Origin of the sequence: Nostoc sp., from assembly GCF_036918245.1 — a bacterium.
In the GTDB taxonomy this organism is placed as follows: Bacteria; Cyanobacteriota; Cyanobacteriia; order Cyanobacteriales; family Nostocaceae; genus Nostoc.
This window is the reverse complement of the sequence record NZ_JBALEF010000036.1, coordinates 135,761-153,535: the sequence shown is the minus strand read 5'-3', so window position 1 is coordinate 153,535 and position 17,775 is coordinate 135,761. Positions and strand designations below refer to the sequence as shown.

The window sequence follows — 17,775 nt, the reverse complement described above, 5'->3', positions numbered from 1 at the left end:
ATTGTAAAGGTTGTTAATATACTTGCAATGATTTCTGATATTCCGTAAAAATTTGATCTACAAACCTCATTACCCTCAGTAGATTTAACGGCGTAAATCCAGCTACCATCTCAATTAACTAAACAAATTGCTTGAGAAACTTGTTAATCGTAGGCAAACTTCCGCCACAGTGTACTAGCAACTTGAGTTAGATTTAGATTTTGAAATACCCTTTGGGGTTTTATTTTAAAATTGGAAATTTTATATTGCTTATGAAACGGCGCTCGTACATGCTTCTAGGATTTTTCCTCAGCCTGCTTTTAACTATTGTGCCCCCCTCAGGCAATTTCACTAATGCTGCAATACCAACAGCAGTCACACCTGTCTCTGCTCTCTCATTCACCCAAGGAGTGCAAAAAACGGTATTAGACAACGGTTTAACGGTACTAACCAAAGAAGTCCATACCGCTCCAGTGGTGAGTGTGCAAGTTTGGTATAAAGTTGGTTCGCGCAACGAGGTGAAGGGAGAGAATGGTATTTCTCACCAGCTAGAACATTTGATGTTCAAAGGCACAAATGACCGTCCAGTACAGTTTGGACGGTTGTTTAGTGCTTTGGGTAGCCAGTTCAATGCTTTTACTAGTTATGACGAAACAGCTTACTTTGGCACAGTGCAGCGAGACAAATTAGAAGCACTGCTGACACTGGAAGCCGATCGCATGGAAAACTCCTTAATTGGGACTGAACAACTCACAAGTGAAAAGCGGGTGGTGATCTCCGAATTACAGGGGTACGAAAATTCACCAGGCTATCGCCTGAGTCGGGCAGTGATGCGAGCTGCTTTCCCCAATCGAGCCTATGGCTTATCAGTGGGAGGCACAAAAGCCGATGTAGAAAAATTCACGCTGGAGCAGGTACGGAATTATTACCAAACCTACTACAGCCCAGAAAATGCCACGTTGGTGATTACCGGAGATTTTGCTACAAAACCTGCACTCAAAGTTGTGAAAGAAACTTTTGGTAAGTTATCGCAACGAGCAAAAAAGAATACGCCACTCCATAATGCCAGCAGAGCAATTGATAATTCCTCAGCATCTTCTTCCATTGGCGACGCTTCCCCGTCTACCCCTGTTGCGAAAAAAGCGCCGATTGTCCTCAAGCAACCTGGAAGTGCAGCATTACTGCAAGCAGTGTATCCTCTGCCAGATATCAAACATCCTGATGTTCCGGCAATTGATTTGATGGATGCTATTCTCACAGGTGGGCGTAGCTCTAGGCTTTATCAGGCTTTGGTGGAATCTGGACTAGCGAGTTCAGTGAGTGGCGGTGCTGCTGAACTGATCGAACCGGGTTGGTATGAAATTAATGCTACGGCGGCTCCTGGTCAAGAGTTGGGTAAAATCGCCCAGGTACTCCAGGAATCTTTAGCAAAATTGCAACAGCAGCCTGTCACATCAGAAGAATTGAACCGAGCGAAGACGCAACTGCAAGCTTCTTATATTTTGGGGAACCAAGATATCACTAGTCAGGCTAATCAACTGGGATATAACCAAACGATCGCAGGGGATTATCATTTTATTGAAAAGTATCTGGCTGCGATCGCTAAAGTTACCCCTGCTCAAGTCCAGAAAGCAGCGAAAACTTACCTCAATCCGGCTCAACAAACTATCGGCTTCTTTGAACCGACTCAACCAGATGGTAAACCAGGGACTTCTAACGCTGGCTCTGGACGCACGGTGGAAAATTTCAGCCCTGGTAAGCCTGTAGATCCAGCAGAACTAGCAAAATATTTGCCACCTGCTACATCAGAGACAGATTCTAATAAACAATCACTACCAGAAGAGTTTACCTTAAAGAATGGTTTGAAGGTTTTGTTGTTGAGCGATCGCAACCTTCCCACCATTAACCTAAGCGGACAAATTGACGCTGGTGCTGAATTTGATGGCAATCAAAAAGCTGGGTTAGCGAATCTAACTGCAAATAACTTAATGAATGGGACGCAGACTAAAAATGCTCTGACCCTAGCAAAAACCTTAGAAGACCTGGGAGCCGGTTTGAGCTTCAGTGCTAGCCGCGAGGGAACTAACGTTAGTGGTGAGGGACTTTCAGCAAATCTGCCAATATTGATTCAAACTCTAGCAGATGTGTTAGAAAACGCCACTTTCCCCGTCGATCAGTTAGAACTGAGTCGCCAAAGGGCACTGACAAGCCTGAAAGTCCAGCTAGATGACCCTAGAGGTTTGGGAAGACAAGTATTTCAACAGGCAATTTATCCTGAAAATCATCCATTCCACAGCTTTCCCACAGCCGAGAGTTTAAAGACTATTACTCGTGATGATTTGCTTGGTTTCTATCAAACACACTACCGACCGGATACCACAACGATCGCAATAGTTGGAGACTTCGATCAAGTTAAGGTAAAAGCTTTGCTAAATGAGGTGTTTGGTAAATGGCAAGCCACAGGTAAGCCACCTGTTCTCAAAATCCAAACCGTACCATTTCCGCAAACTTTGACACAACTAAACAAAGTAATTCCCGGTAAAACTGAGGCTGTGACATACATCGGCTACAACGGCATCTCTCGGAAAGATCCGCGTTATTATGCGGCACTAGTGCTAAATCAAATTTTGGGTGGTGATACCTTAGCCAGCCGCCTCGGTACGGAAGTGCGCGATCGCCAAGGTCTAACTTATGGTATATATAGTGGTTTTGCCGCCGGAATCAATCCGGGGCCCTTCTTGATTCAAATGCAGACTGCTCCAGGAGATGCCCAAAAAGCGATCGCCAGTACTCTCGCTTTACTAAAACAGTTGCGTGAGCAAGGAGTAACTGAGGCTGAATTCAACACAGCAAAACGTTCAATTACCAATAGCTACCCTGTAGATTTAGCTAATCCTAGTAGTGTATCAAGTATCATTTTGGATAATGCTGTTTTAGGGCTTTCACGGTTAGAGATCCGAGAGTTTCCCCAGCGGATTCAAGCAGTTACTATGGCTAATATGCAACAGGCAATTGAAGATTTAATTAAGCCAGAAAATCTGGTGATTGTCACCACCGGGCCTGGAGATAGTGTAACCAAGGGTAGCTAATTATTTCAGATACATAACAATCCTATCTGATTAGTAAAAATCGCAATAACAAGATCCCCAACTTCTCTAAGAAGTCGGGGATCTCATTGTTCACGAATGATTTAGGATAGCTAATATCACCTCCTGCCTCCTGCCTCATTCAAATTGAATAAGACACTGGGAAAGACTTTGCATCCTTTGGCTTCACATACACTCGCTGTAGAGGTTCTAACTCTAAGTCATTAAAGCGATCGCGTGTTAAATGTGCCATCACCACTTGCCCGTCATCGAAAGTTAATTCTACCTGAATTTCCCAACCCAAATGTATCAATCGGCTCACTGTCGCAGCAGTAGTAGTACCGTTGGCAACCTTTTCCAAAATCACATCTTGCGGGCGCAAAAATACTTGTGGGTGTGCTGCATCAAATCCGCTACTTTGAAAAATCTTTGAGGTGCTGGGTAATACATTCACCGGGCCGATGAAGCTCATTACAAATGCGGTGGCAGGATTATCGTAAATTTCAGCTGGTGTCCCCACCTGTTCCACACGTCCTTTATTCATGACCACAACCTCATCGGAGACTTCCATTGCTTCCTCTTGGTCGTGGGTGACAAAAACCGTGGTAACATGAACCTCATCATGGAGGCGGCGTAACCATGCCCGTAAATCTTTGCGGACTTTAGCATCAAGTGCGCCAAAGGGTTCATCTAGCAATAAAACTTCCGGTTCTACTGCCAATGCCCTGGCTAAAGCTACCCGTTGTCTTTGACCACCCGAAAGTTGTGATGGATAGCGATCGCCTAATCCACTCAATTGCACCAATTCGAGTAACTGTTCTACCCGCCCCTTAATCTTCTTTGGCTGTGCCTTACGAATTTCTAAGCCAAAAGCAATATTTTGCTTAACAGTCAAGTGCTTGAATAAGGCATAGTGTTGAAACACAAAGCCAATATTTCGCTGTTGCACACTTTGGTATGTAGCGTCTTTACCGGTAAGTAGGATTTTACCGCTATCTGGCATTTCTAAACCTGAAATTAACCGTAATAGCGTAGATTTACCCGATCCCGATGGCCCGAGCAACGCAACTAGCGAACCACTCTTAATTTCTAAGCTGACCTGATCGACTGCCTTGAAACTCCCGAATTGTTTAGAGACGTTCTCAACTACTATACCCACTGCTGCTGTACCTCTGCAACTAAATCTACAGTTCCCTGCTAGGATTACCGTGTCTTATATATACCATACATAGTTATTTTTGAATGACAAGATTTAGCTACCGCAGTTGCCGCGATCAAGAAAGCTACAATGAGGAGCAAAGCGTGAGGAGCCTTGGGGTTAAAAAAATTATACCTGTAAGTTTTACGTCACCACTAGCGATCGCAGTTAGAAAAGATTCAACGGAGTCCAGTTCAAGGCTAAGGGTGATCGCATAGAGTTGATTGAGTGTTTCTTGCTTCAGGGGAAGGAGAGAGACATCTCCCTTGCGCACTATTGAGAGCAGAGATAGTTTTAGAGAGAGTGTGCGCTGTGCCGGTGGTGACGATGAGGATAGCTTTATTGATTTCGGGAATAAATTTTCCATTAACCAAATTCTCCATCTCGCTTTTCGTATCGAAACATTAAGGAATATTGCATTTGTGCAGAAACCTGGAGGAAAAGCGTCAAATCACCCAAAAGACCGTGGTAGTATGCTCTCGGTAAATGTGAAGATTGGGAGAAAGACCTTTGACACTACGGGTTGCTGTTATTGGGTCAGGCCCTGCTGGTTCATCTGCCGCAGAAACACTGGCAGCCTCTGGGATTGAAACCTACCTGTTTGAGCGGAAGCTAGACAATGCAAAGCCTTGTGGGGGTGCAATTCCCCTATGTATGGTGAGTGAATTTGACCTACCACCAGAGATTATCGATCGCCGGGTACGGAAGATGAAAATGATTTCGCCTTCCAATCGCGAGGTTGATATCAATCTGATAAATGAAGATGAATATATAGGAATGTGCCGCCGGGAAGTGCTGGATGGCTTTTTGCGCGATCGCGCGGCAAAAGTAGGCGCAAATTTAATTAATGCCACTGTTCATAAACTCGATATACCAGGAAACAATACTGATCCCTATACCATTCATTACATTGACCATACAGACGGTATATCACAGGGTATTGCCAAAACTCTGAAAGTGGATCTAATTATTGGGGCAGATGGGGCTAATTCCCGCGTTGCCAAAGAAATGGACGCTGGGGATTACAATTATGCGATCGCCTTCCAAGAGCGAATTCGCTTACCCGAAGACAAAATGGCCTATTACAACGACCTCGCCGAAATGTATGTCGGTGATGACGTTTCTACCGATTTCTACGCTTGGGTTTTCCCCAAATACGATCACGTAGCTGTCGGTACTGGTACAATGCACATCAATAAAGCCAGCATCAAACAGTTACAAGCTGGCATCCGCGCCCGTGCTTCCGAAAAGCTAGCAGGCGGTAAAATCATCAAAGTAGAAGCTCACCCCATTCCTGAACATCCCCGTCCCCGTCGTGTTGTCGGTCGCATCGCTTTGGTGGGAGATGCTGCTGGTTACGTTACCAAGTCTTCTGGCGAAGGTATTTATTTTGCCGCTAAATCTGGGCGGATGTGTGCCGAAACCATTGTCGAAGCATCTAACAGTGGTAGCCGTATTCCTACAGAAGGCGACCTCAAGGTTTACCTGAAACGTTGGGATAAAAGATACGGACTCACTTACAAGGTGCTGGACATCCTGCAAACCGTGTTCTATCGTTCCGACGCTACCCGCGAGGCATTTGTGGAAATGTGTGATGACCTCGATGTTCAGCGGCTAACATTCGATAGCTATCTGTATAAGACCGTTGTCCCAGCTAATCCCATCACCCAACTGAAAATTACTGCCAAAACCATTGGTAGTCTAATTCGGGGTAATGCTCTTGCACCTTAATTGAGTGCGGAATATTGGAATTTGCAACAATTAAAATCCCCGTATCTAAAGACACGGGGATTTTAATTTCACCCTAACCACTTGCTCAACCAGCCTTTGACCAAGCATTAGTAAGAGTTTTGGCAAACTTCCTCTAACTTGTCACGGAGCGCAGGAGGTATAGATTAGGATGCTGTATTCTTAACTTCAGCGATAAATTGCTTTTTGAATAAATGCTTAATTTTATTTCCTATTTGTTTTTGGCTCAAGCATCGCCTTCTCCTCCACCTGCACCGCAGGAAATCTTCATTCCCCAACAAACAAGACCTTTAACAGGACATCTTGATGCAGTACCAGTATTTAACAGTAATAACCCAGAAGTAGTTAAGAGTGAAGGAATTCTGCTCTCTACATTTCCTCCTCAAGGCAAAAAAGTGCCCAGCGCACACCTGAACTTTCCATTTCAGGGACGGTTTGATTTATTTTCTCACCATATTGCTAGAGCGATTGAGACGCCAAATGATTTGCGGACTCTTTATTTGGGAGTGATTGTTTACAATCCAAGCGATCGCCCTGCAACTGTCAATATATTGCAAGCAGCTAGTTATCTCAGTCAACCTGATGCACCTTTTATCAAACTTCTCCCCATGCAGTCAAATAATTCGGGAAATATTTATGCTGGACCAGGCGATCGCGTGATGAATGATCTGCTGCGAGTCAGACGACAAGGATGGCCAGCCCAATTGGTAATTCCACCAAAACAAAGCCGGATGTTAATGAATCATCCAATTCCAGTGCGGACTTTAACACCGCCATTGAATGGACGTTCTACTTTGTTACGTTTGTATAGCGATCGTCCTGTTTATCTGGCAAACCTGGCCATATTTGCCAAACCCAATCCCGATGGTAGCGAACGAGCGCCCACTTTAGAAGAATGGGAGAATTTATTAGAAAATGGTGATTTTGCTGGGCCGCGTGAACCGACTCCCAGTCCTCCAGATAAGCTTACAGGGGCAAAAGAAATTTACGGACGGGTAGCGGGTGTAGCTGTTGGCTCTCGTTGGCAAGCACAAGTTACCGACTCGAATAGTTCATACCTGACAATTCCCGAATCAGGACAAGCTTTTTCCTACGGTTTAAGTACTCTTTTAGCAGGCAAAATGGGTACTGGACAAAACCAAACTGCTAAACTAATAGCGCGTTATCCTGGTACTGCTTACGAAGCTCACGGCAACTACGGCATTGAATACAACATCTCTCTACCATTATTCAACAATACGGATAAGCCGCAAACTATAAATGTACTTTTCCAAACGCCTATCAAAGAAGATGAGTTAAGTCAACCAGGGCTTCGCTTTTTTTCACCACCCCAACCATCCGTCTTTTTCCGAGGCACAGTTCGTATTCGTTACAATGACGATAATGGCTTACCCAGAACCCAATATTGGCATTTAGTTCAACAACGGGGACAGATGGGAGAACCGCTGGCTCAATTAAAAATATCTCCTGGACAGCGGCGACTGGTAGAAGTCGATTTTCTCTACCCACCTGATGCTACGCCCCCTCAAATGTTGACAATTCAAACTGTAGACCAAACTTAACGATTTAAAATTCAAAATGATGCTCTCTAAGAGACACTGCGCGTAGCTTGCTTCGACGTAGGAGTACATGGACTCGCTAGTGCTGTGCTAACAAAATTCTTGCATTAAAGACATTACATAAGGGGATTTAAACTCCGACTGAAACTGAGCGGAGGCGACAGCCCTTTGGGAACCAGTTAGGACCAGGGCTATATCTGAACTTAGTAAAGCTTTGCGTAAAAGCGTAGCGTTTTTAATGCAAGCCGACGCATTCACAATGCAAGCCGATGCATTCACCATGCAAGCCGATGCATTCACCATGCAAGCCGATGCATTCACCATGCAAGCTGACGCATTCACCATGCAAGCCGATGCATTCACCATGCAAGCCGATGCATTCACCATGCAAGCCGATGCATTAACCATGCAAGCCGATGCATTCACAATGCAAGCTGACGCATTCACATTGTCGGGTATTGCCAAATTTAATTCGCTACGAATTAATGAAATGCTGTACTATGTACAGCTTTGCGTTCTCAGTCTTAGAGAATACAGGTCTTTCGTTTAGTGCAATTTCTGATAAAACAGATGTTGTTCTTAATCTACTGGGGCAAAATAGAAAACATGACGATTGAATCCAATTCCTCTAATCTACCAACCCCAGAACCAGGCCCCGAAAACGATTCGCAACCAGATGACTTTGACGGTGGTGCAACTGAGAAAAACCTAAGCTCAGAAGTACTAGCGACACAACAAGCACTAGCAGCGATCGCATCTTTGCAATCTCCGCAACATACAACTGCTCTCAAACAAGCCCGTTCTGACTTCAAGCAACCCACTACCAACCAATTCATAGTTAAGCCGAGGGCATTGCTGCTCATTCTCCTAACGATCGCCATCACCTTCATTGGAGTTATCCTCAATAACTGGATCGTTGGCATTATCGGAACGCTGATAACTTTGCTGTTATCCCTAGCGATATTATTGCCTTGGTTGCAAAAAGCCTTATACGAGTGGTTTTCACCCCAAGAACGCACCCTGTTTGTTGCTGTTTTGGGACTAATAGTAGCGATCATCGGCTTGATTAAGTTTACAGGTGTGGGCGATCGCTTACTTGTTTGGGGACGCCAGATTAACTGGGACATTGCTGGAACCCTAGCAGATTGGTTTGGTGCTTTGGGGCAAATTCTGATCGCCGTCATCGCCGTTTACGTGGCGTGGCGACAATATGTTATTTCCAAAGACTTGACAATTCAGCAAAACCTGCTAACAGTTCAGCAAAACATTATTACCCAGCAACAGACAATTGATTCCTATTTTCAAGGCGTTTCAGACTTGGTATTAGATCAAGAAGGATTATTAGAAGATTGGCCCCAAGAGAGAGCGATCGCCGAAGGACGCACTGCGGCAATTTTAAGTAGTGTAGATGGCAGTGGTAAAGCGAAAATTCTCCGCTTTCTCTCACGTTCCAAGTTGCTCTCACCCTTACAACGCGATCGCCTATTAGGTCGAGCCATTCTTGACGGCAGTGGCGGATATGCAGAAGACCGCCTAGAAGGTGTGCGTGTCATCGATTTAGGCGTAACGCTAGCCGCAGCAGACCTTTCTGGTACTGATTTGCGTTGGACTGACCTCAGCGAAGCTAATCTTGTCCGCGCCAATCTGAGCGGTTGTGATTTAGTAAAAGCCAACCTCTCCCGCACAATTTTATATGGTGCTAATCTCAATGGTGCTGACATCAACGGGATTCGCCTATTCTATGGTGTAGCAGATAAAGCATCACCCCGTAGTCGCACTGAACCACCAGATTATCAAACCGGCGAACAAACTGGCGCTGTGGTGGAAAATGCCGATTTCAGCAACGTACAACGGATGTCTGAGTCTACACGTAACTACTGTTGCACTTGGGGTGGCGAAAAAACTAGAGGTACTATTCCTGGTGGTTGTGAAGGTATTCCTAATAAGTTGGGAAGATAGTTATAAGACTAGATAAAAAATTAGTTAGCCGCATTAAAAATCTGTTGTGCAGTTAAATTTAATTGGGGAAAGGTAGGTGATAAAATCGCTGTGTTGCCTTGAAAAGGTGTCATTTTATATTCGCCATCAACTAATTCGCATACAAAAATAGTGGGTTGCTTGGGATTGCCGATAAACTTTCTTGCACCCAATGCAGCATAATCAGCAATCCAATATTCGGAAATTCCGATTTCTTCTCTTCTCTACGAGAGGCTGCGCCAACGAGACGCTACGCGAGCATAATCTCTAAGTTTATTGTAGTAATCATCTCGCCAGTTGCTTGAAACAACTTCAATAACTATTGGAACCGATGCTGCTTGGCTCACTGTTGACTATTTTTGAAAAAGCGGTTTATTGTCAAGATTATCAAGATTTAGCAGCAACACATCAGGTGAATAAGCGGATTCGGCGGAAGGAGTTTTCACCAATGCGGTTTTAAGAATTCCGTAAGGTAAATTAAGACGATCAAACTCCACGGTTAATTTCCGCGACAAAAATGCAATAACTTTCTCATGTTCTCCGGTTGGAGCGAAGATTTCAATAATTACTCCTTTGTGTAATTCATAGCGTTTCCCATCGTTGGGATACCACTCAATAAATTCATTGAAGGTGAGTAATTTGGGCAACGCTTGGGTCATAATCCTACCTCCATAACAGAGAGCTATGAGAAAAAAATAAGAGATTTTACGACATCCTTGAGCGAACGAAATATAAGTCTTTCAGGAATTTGAACTAGTACACCACGGCGTAAATAAACCACCCATTCCAAATCAACGAAACGCTTACGCTGTATTCATTTTGAATTTTGAATTTTGTTAGCGCAGCGTTAGCGAGTCCGCGTTCGCTTTTAGCGTCTCGTAGAGAGCGTCATTTTGAATTCCGCTTTGCAGTACTAGTGGCTTTGGTTCCTTCTAAATGAAAGGAATTTTTTTTCATTCTAATGTTGTCATACAGCCCAGTAATTCTCACTTTCAAGTAGGGTAAGAATTTCAACCCCATCTTCAGTTACAGCTAAGGTATGCTCACATTGAGCAGAAAGCTTGCGATCGCGCGTTACAGCAGTCCATTTATCGCTGAGAACTTCGACTTCGTAAGTACCTTCGTTAATCATTGGCTCAATGGTAAAAACCATCCCTGGTCTGAGGCGCTTGCCCTTACCGCGTGTGCCATAGTGGGGAACATCCGGCGCAGTATGGAAAATGTTACTGATGCCGTGTCCAACGAAATCTCGCACTACAGAAAAGCCTTGTCCTTCAGCATACTCTTGAATGGCTGCACCAATATCGCCAATTCGTGCCCCAGGTTTAACTTCAGCAATACCCAGGCGCAAACATTCTTCTGTCACCTCTACCAGCTTTTTCGTTTTTGGAGAAGGAGTACCAACAAAGAATGTCTTGGATGTATCGCCGTGATAACCTTCAACAATCGGCGTGACATCAATATTAATGATGTCACCTTCCTTAAGAATTTGCTTGGCATTGGGAATGCCGTGACAGATGACTTCATTTACACTAGTGCAAATCGACTTAGGATAACCCTTATAGCCAAGGGGTGCGCTTTTTGCTCCATGCGCTTGCGTCCAACGTTCGGCTTCATCATTTAGTTCGAGAGTGCTAACCCCTGGCTTCACAAACGGTTCTAGATGCTGAAGGAGTTTAGCAGCTAAACGCCCAGCTTGACGCATTTTGTCTAATTCTCGTTGGGATAAAATAACAATTAGTTCGGTTTTCATTAACTTTTATCTAAAGTATCTTTCATAAACATAGTTAACCCTGTCTGTGCAGCTCTTTGTGCAGCATCAGCAACCTTGAGGGTATACAAGCTCTCTTCTGGGGTAACGTACAAAGGAGTCCCGTCAAAAAGATGGTCTAACACCATACTCGTATCTTTGGCAAACAAACCCCGGCGAGGGCCAACCTCTATGGGTGTTGTTTCCCCTGGTTGGACGAATATTCCGGTGTCGCCATCAAAAATTAAACCACCTTTTTCACCGTGAACTTCAAACTTGCGTTCTGATTGCCAAATACTTTCGCCTTTGCCATAGACTACTTGGGCTAAAAGTCCACTGTTAAAGCAGAGTTGACTAGTGCATAAACAGGTTTGGTAGTATTCCGGTTCTATTTCCCAATATCGCTGGTGACAGTTAACAGTAAATACTGTACCAAATAAATCGATGAGGCGATGTAGGCGAGACAGGGCACCAATTAAAGGAAAGCCGAACAACTTATGGTTATAAGTCCATTTCCGAGGTGCGGGATTTTGGGGATTGATCGTGCTGTAGCGAGCATAAAACACTTCACCAATTTTGGCTAAGTTTTGCTTCAAGGCTTGATGCAAACCACCCAAAAGTTCTAAATGTTCCACATGCAACAGTTTTTTTTGTGCTTTGGCTAAAGCAATCAGTTCCTCTGCTTCGATTACATCCAACGAAAGGGGATACTCTATAATTACGTGTTTGCCATTGGCAAGTGCTGCACGAGCGATCGCACCATGATCTCGATTAATAGTGCAGATCGCTACTAGGTCTATATCTTCACGCTCTACTAGCTCTTGCCAAGTACTCAAGACTTCAATCTGGTACTCTTTGGCAAAGGTTTCGGTTTTTTCTCTTGTATGACCAACAACCGCGACTATGTGCGATCGCTCATCATGAAGCAATGCCTCAGCCCTAAACTTTGCTGCATACCCAGTACCTACCAAACCTACACGCACTCTTGCTTTTTCCAAAGCTGCTTCTGAATTATACATGATCCTCATTAGTTCTGTTTTTGATCTTCCCACGCTTCTAGTGGTGAGATTCTCTCTTCATGGGGTTCACCAGTCTAGACTCTACAACATTCGTCCTACCCCCTCAAGGACAAATCAGACTTTATTTGAAGCTAGATAGAATTACGTGTACTCAAAAAGGAAGACTTCAAAATAAAGTCCCTTTTTTACTCATAATGTCAGAAATTTGTCAATATAATGAACAAAAAAATTGGCAAAAGAAAAATTACATCTCTACTGTACTGTTCTGTTTCTTTCATTTATATATAACGGGCGCGTTTAATCAGATTAGAAAATGAAACAGTCCTACTGCTTTTTAAAGGAATTGGAGAACCTCTTCTACGTAAGTCCTACAAAATATAGGTAACATTAACCTTACTCATATTTACTTTCCGGGCATATAACTTTTTCTAATCACAACCTGACTAGGGTAGAAAATAATATAAAGAAAACTTATCGGGATTAAGTAACTAAATTTCATTACTAATCGGGTTCAATTTCCAGTTACATCGTTTAATTTTTCTCGTAGTATCAGAATTGAAGCAAATTTAAACCAGCGGCTAATTCCACAGAACAGCCGTGACCTTTGCCTTAAGATAACTTATACTGCCGTTTGCAAAAGAGAGGATTACTCAATGCCAACTTATAAAGTGACACTAATCAACGAAGCTGAAGGGCTGAACCAAACACTTGACGTTGATGATGATGTCTATATTCTAGACGCTGCCGAAGAAGCTGGTCTTGACCTGCCCTACTCTTGCCGCGCTGGTGCTTGCTCGACCTGTGCAGGTAAAATCACCAAGGGTACTGTCGATCAGGGCGATCAGTCATTCTTAGATGATGAACAAATAGAAAAGGGATATGTACTGACTTGTGTCGCTTACCCAACCTCTGACGTAACAATCGAAACTCACAAAGAAGAAGACCTTTACTAACAGTTAAGCGAGTCAAACATAAACCTCTTGCAAGAGTTACTAATGTTGACAAAATAGAAGCAGGATATTTAGAGTTAACACCCTTGCAATGCAATGCCGTGTATACCTCTGAAAGCGACTTTGACAAAAAGTCTAATTTTATGTTGAGCAAGAACACAGTAAATCTTGTGTTCCTGCTTAATTTTTTAAGTATGGAGTTTCCTCTCTATTTTTTGCCTCTTCTTAACTCCCGATTCCTAGCTCAAGATGCAACTTCAATGGCAATTAGCTTAAAGCTTAGTCTCTTTTTTGAGAATTTGAATCTGAGTACCAGGATAGTAAAATTGGAGAATTTTTGGACTTGACCAACCTAGTTTCGCTAAATTTTGAGCGCCAGTTTGACTCAAGCCGACTCCATGTCCTAATCCACCACCAATAAAAGCGTATCCCCAGAATTCCGGTTTGCCTTTGTTCAGCGGTTCTATGTAAAAAAGCGTACTTGTAGGGGCTGCAAAAGCACTACGAACTTCGTCTTTGTACAGAATAAAGGTACTGCGATCGGTTTTAACTGCGAGTTTGAGGATACGTCCACTCTGGCTTCGCTCCACTACTGCCATAGCCTGAATTGTCTTAAATTTGGCATGAGGACTGTTTTTCACCTGTAAAAATTTCTGCAAGTCCTTGATAATATCTTTTAAAGGGGTTTCCTTATGCCAACGAAACATATCCCATTTGCTTTCATTAAATCCTTGTTGCTTATTAATAAATTTTTGGAAGTTTTTTTCATCTGCTAAACTCTGCTTAGACAAGTCCCAAAAATTAGTCGGAGCATCTAGTACAGGGCGCAGATAGGGACGATCGTCGCCATTCCAAACATCGCTAAAGGAAGCGGTGACGCCACCAGTGGTAGAAGAATAGAGGGCGTCTACAAGTTCATTTTTATAAGTTAGTATTTTACCTCTAGTTGAGGCGATCGCTTGATCTGTTTTGGCAGCTGCTCCCTTCAGCCCATAATAAACTTGGCAGTGAGTATCAGCACACAACTGATAGTTATCTGCGGCAAACCTACGTAAATTTCTTAAGACATAAGTCCGGGCGAGAATTGCCTGGGCTTCTAGCGCCGCTGTTGGTGCTTCTGTGCCTATTTCGTAAGGTACAACCCCACGCAAATAAGTTTCTAAAGGTACTTGGTTAACTAAAGTGTATGTGCCATAAGAATTTGGCTGCAAATTCATTCGACCGGCATAAAGACGAGCAAACTCTTGTTTTTCGGTTTTATTTACCCGAATCAAATTTTTATCAGTGCTAATTTCCAAATTATTCGGGCTATAGCGATTACCATCCACCACCCAACTCACTCGCGGCACTTGCTTTAAAACTCTAGTATCAAGATATACTTTTTCTTGGGTAGAGGCTTGGATGTTTTGTAATAACAAGCGTCGCAGTAAAGGAGTGCTGTAAACATCTCGTTTTGCCCAAACCTGCCAGCGTTCTGGCTGGGCTATTTCCACTTCCATTCCCTGAGAGCGCCATTTATTAGCACTGTCTTCCGCAGTTTCAAAAGTGCGGTATGTGCCCAAAACGACTACTTCTTCGACTGCTGACTGGGGTAAAGCTTGCATGACTGTTTCCAGCTTTACAGGATTCTTAGTAAACAGGATTTGCTGCTTATTGCCCGCTTGAAATTTTAGCTTTAAGCGATCGCCTTTTATGGGTTCCAGTTGCAGCTTGGCTGTGGCTTCGGCGCCAAATCGCTGCACAATCCCAATTTTCAGTTCTATATCCTGGATATTGCTCTCAGGCCCTGATGCAGCAGTCAGTCCCAATAGACAAAATGTTGTCAGCACAGTGTGGGGAAAACGCCAAAACGAAAATTTCATGGCTACCTGATAGGGAAGCGATAGCGAGTACTTAAGCGTCTTCTGCCCCTTAATGCGTCGTTGGAGCTGATTTTCCAATTGCTTTGTAGCGCGGTTTTTTTGTCGCATGAATGCTCCAATGATACCATTACCAATTTTGCCCTAATACTAGTTGCAAAACGAAGTCATAATGACTATGATTTATTTAGAGACAAAAAACAGAACTAGTTGGATAAACTCTTTATGGTTAGAGTCCAAGAAATTCCATTAAATCAGATAAAACGGCCATTGCCCCGTACAAACGATCCAAATAAAGTACAAGCCTTAATGGAATCGATTGCGGAGATTGGGCAGCAAGAACCTATTGATGTCCTAGAAGTAGATGGACAATATTATGGCTTTTCTGGTTGCCATCGGTATGAAGCTTGCCAGCGTTTAGGCAAAGAAACCGTTTTAGCCAGAGTCCGTAAAGCACCCCGTAGCGTTTTGAAGATGCACTTGGCATAGAGAATGGGAATGGGGCATGGGGAATGGGGACTTAGAGTATTCCTAATGCCCTGTTTGGCCAATGCCTAATTTCCAATCCCCAATTACATATAACCTAATTAGGAGAAAATTATGTCATCGAAAGTAACAGTCAAAAATGTAAATATCGGCATTGACGAGGCGAGTAGGGCTAAAATTGCCGACGGTTTATCTCACCTGTTGGCTGACACTTATACACTGTATCTGAAAACTCATAACTTCCATTGGAATGTAACGGGGCCGATGTTCCAAACGTTACATTTAATGTTTGAGACCCAGTATACAGAATTAGCCTTAGCAGTTGATTTAATAGCCGAGAGAATTAGAGCGCTTGGCTATCCTGCACCAGGAACCTACAGCGAATATGCCAAACTAAGTTCGATTCCAGAAACTCCGGGAGTTCCAAAAGCTGTGGAGATGATTCGCGAACTTGTGGAAGGACAAGAAGCCGTAGTCAGAACTGCACGGTCTATTTTCCCCGTGATAGACGAAGTTAACGACGAACCTACCGCCGATTTATTGACTCAGCGGATGCAAGTACACGAAAAAACAGCTTGGATGTTGAGAAGTTTACTGGAAGAATAAAGAATAAGGAATAGGGCATAGGGAATAGGGAACAAAGAAAAACTTAATCGCCAATGCCCAATTCCCAATGCCCCATGCCCCATGCCCCATACCCAATGCCCCATACCCAAAAGTTGCAAGATTTAATGCAACAGGTAAATATTTCTAGTTTTAAAGGGCTGAGTCGCGCTGCTGGTGTCTCAGAGCGTCAACTTTTGCGCTTACGCCAAGGAAAGTTAGAGCAGATGCGGGTAGATGTGCTGCTTAGGCTTTCGCCAGTGCTACAGATGCCATTGAATGAATTAATCGCAACTTTTTCAACCGTAGAGTTGTTACAAGAGAAAACAGCGCCTACTGAGGAATTGTTACAAGAAATTACAGATTTAAGAAGAGAGTACGATCGCTCGCAACTTCAATTAGAACAACAGCGAGAATTATTGCTACAAGAACTCCAGCAGTCAAGTTTGCAACTGCTGGAGTCTTTATTATTGCAATGGCCAACAGCAGCACAGAAAGCGCAGGAGAATCCCCAGCTAGCAGCAGTCAAAATAGTACCGTTGGTGCAGAAACCCCTGGAAAAGCTTTTACAGGCGTGGGGAGTGGAAGCGATCGCACCTGTGGGAGCAGAATTACCTTACGATCCCCAACTGCACCAATTGCTGGAGGGAACTGCACAACCTGGAGAAACAGTCAAAGTACGTTACACTGGCTACCTTCAAGGGGAGAAACTGCTTTACAGAGCCAAAGTGAGTCCTGTTTGAGGGAGTGAGGAGTTAGAGTTACAAATTCATAACTCTTTACTTTTCGTATTCTCTGTCGAGAAATGACAGATATTGGGAATACTAAAATAGCACAGGCGATCGCCTTCAGAAAACTTCTTTTAAAGCCTAGGTGTCGGTTCTAGCTTGCTTGGCGCTGTTGAAACCTAAATTTTTGGCTCTAGAGCGGTAGTCCAGAGGTAAATTATTTCAATTATGTAAGTAATTGGACATAAATAAATGTAGATCCTAGTTACTATCATTAAGTACTCAGGGAGGAAAAGCTACTGCTAGACTCGGTTTAGCTATGCGTAGGGGTAGCCCGCCGTAGGCATCGCTGCGACTAGTTGAATTTGGAATTGCTTAATGACAGCTATTATCATGAAATTTATTGGAGAATCTCAGTTTTGCAAAAATTTTTGGTAAATAATCTGAAAAGCAGTAACTTCAGCTTGTATGTAAGTATATATCTAAATCCATAAGATGCAAGTAAGTCGGCGTTAAAAATTAACATACATAATCAAACATCAAATCAACGAACGGCTTATAAATTGGTTATTCTAAGACTTTTACAAAACTAAATATACTAGTTATTTATCATGCCGACTTACTTAGCTGGTTGATTTTTAATTGGTCTATTTTTAGTAAAAAAACTATACTTAATTAAGCTAATAATTTTTTTTAATACAAAAAATAGATTCAAACTTTTATAATTAATCTTTATCTATCGTGATTAATTATTAATGATTACTCAATATTTAATCTTAAATTTTATTTTACAAGCATTTTTAAATGTTCTATAATAGCGAAATCAGAGTAT

Annotated in this window: 13 protein-coding genes and 1 pseudogene; 9 read left to right on the top strand and 5 right to left on the bottom strand. The window is 43.1% G+C overall.

Annotated elements, in window-relative coordinates:
• Positions 1-251: 251 nt before the first annotated feature.
• Positions 252-3,068 carry a M16 family metallopeptidase gene (locus tag V7L12_RS08225; protein ID WP_335083737.1) on the top strand — a complete coding sequence of 939 codons (2,817 nt, stop codon included), beginning with the start codon at positions 252-254 and terminating at the stop codon, positions 3,066-3,068.
• 139 nt (positions 3,069-3,207) lie between these two features.
• Here V7L12_RS08225 and V7L12_RS08220 read toward each other — a convergent pair whose 3' ends face one another.
• Positions 3,208-4,224, bottom strand: coding sequence for a sulfate/molybdate ABC transporter ATP-binding protein (locus tag V7L12_RS08220; RefSeq protein ID WP_335083735.1), 1,017 nt, complete (start codon positions 4,222-4,224; stop codon positions 3,208-3,210).
• 549 nt (positions 4,225-4,773) lie between these two features.
• On the opposite strand from V7L12_RS08220, the gene chlP reads away from it, so the two are divergent.
• The 4 genes from chlP to V7L12_RS08200 all read left to right on the top strand — a co-directional run bounded on the left by chlP (position 4,774) and on the right by V7L12_RS08200 (position 9,530).
• A complete protein-coding gene (gene chlP, locus V7L12_RS08215) occupies positions 4,774-5,994 on the top strand; it encodes a geranylgeranyl reductase (protein ID WP_322720788.1) in 1,221 nt (406 codons plus the stop codon).
• A 212-nt stretch (positions 5,995-6,206) separates the two neighbouring features.
• On the top strand, positions 6,207-7,574 hold the full coding sequence (locus V7L12_RS08210; RefSeq protein WP_335083733.1) for a DUF3370 domain-containing protein: 1,368 nt from the start codon (positions 6,207-6,209) through the stop codon (positions 7,572-7,574).
• A 235-nt stretch (positions 7,575-7,809) separates the two neighbouring features.
• Positions 7,810-8,121: a hypothetical protein gene (locus V7L12_RS08205; protein ID WP_335083730.1), complete on the top strand. Its 312-nt coding sequence runs from the start codon at positions 7,810-7,812 to the stop codon at positions 8,119-8,121.
• A gap of 56 nt (positions 8,122-8,177) precedes the next feature.
• Positions 8,178-9,530, top strand: a complete 1,353-nt coding sequence (locus tag V7L12_RS08200) for a pentapeptide repeat-containing protein (RefSeq protein ID WP_335083728.1) — start codon at positions 8,178-8,180, stop codon at positions 9,528-9,530.
• 20 nt (positions 9,531-9,550) lie between these two features.
• On the opposite strand, the pseudogene V7L12_RS08195 reads toward V7L12_RS08200, so the two are convergent.
• The 3 genes and pseudogenes from V7L12_RS08195 to V7L12_RS08185 form a co-directional block, all read right to left on the bottom strand.
• Positions 9,551-10,207, bottom strand: a pseudogene (locus V7L12_RS08195) (Uma2 family endonuclease).
• 308 nt (positions 10,208-10,515) lie between these two features.
• Positions 10,516-11,301, bottom strand: a complete 786-nt coding sequence (gene map / locus V7L12_RS08190; protein ID WP_335083726.1) for a type I methionyl aminopeptidase — start codon at positions 11,299-11,301, stop codon at positions 10,516-10,518.
• Positions 11,301-12,317 carry a Gfo/Idh/MocA family protein gene (locus tag V7L12_RS08185; protein ID WP_335083724.1) on the bottom strand — a complete coding sequence of 339 codons (1,017 nt, stop codon included), beginning with the start codon at positions 12,315-12,317 and terminating at the stop codon, positions 11,301-11,303. Before V7L12_RS08185 ends, map begins: the two co-directional genes overlap by 1 nt.
• A 653-nt stretch (positions 12,318-12,970) precedes the next feature.
• On the opposite strand from V7L12_RS08185, the gene V7L12_RS08180 reads away from it, so the two are divergent.
• Positions 12,971-13,270 carry a ferredoxin gene (locus tag V7L12_RS08180; protein WP_335083722.1) on the top strand — a complete coding sequence of 100 codons (300 nt, stop codon included), beginning with the start codon at positions 12,971-12,973 and terminating at the stop codon, positions 13,268-13,270.
• 269 nt (positions 13,271-13,539) lie between these two features.
• On the opposite strand, the gene V7L12_RS08175 is transcribed toward V7L12_RS08180, so the two are convergent.
• Positions 13,540-15,237: a SpoIID/LytB domain-containing protein gene (locus tag V7L12_RS08175; RefSeq protein WP_335083720.1), complete on the bottom strand. Its 1,698-nt coding sequence runs from the start codon at positions 15,235-15,237 to the stop codon at positions 13,540-13,542.
• A 114-nt stretch (positions 15,238-15,351) separates the two neighbouring features.
• Between V7L12_RS08175 and V7L12_RS08170 the strand changes: the two genes are divergently transcribed.
• The 3 genes from V7L12_RS08170 to grpE all read left to right on the top strand — a co-directional run bounded on the left by V7L12_RS08170 (position 15,352) and on the right by grpE (position 16,958).
• Positions 15,352-15,615, top strand: a complete 264-nt coding sequence (locus V7L12_RS08170) for a ParB N-terminal domain-containing protein (RefSeq protein ID WP_194043156.1) — start codon at positions 15,352-15,354, stop codon at positions 15,613-15,615.
• A gap of 111 nt (positions 15,616-15,726) precedes the next feature.
• Positions 15,727-16,218, top strand: a complete 492-nt coding sequence (locus V7L12_RS08165) for a Dps family protein (protein ID WP_335083718.1) — start codon at positions 15,727-15,729, stop codon at positions 16,216-16,218.
• Between the two features lie 53 nt (positions 16,219-16,271).
• Entirely contained in the window at positions 16,272-16,958 is a 687-nt protein-coding gene (grpE, locus tag V7L12_RS08160; RefSeq protein ID WP_335083716.1) for a nucleotide exchange factor GrpE, read from the top strand.
• Positions 16,959-17,775 lie beyond the last annotated feature (817 nt).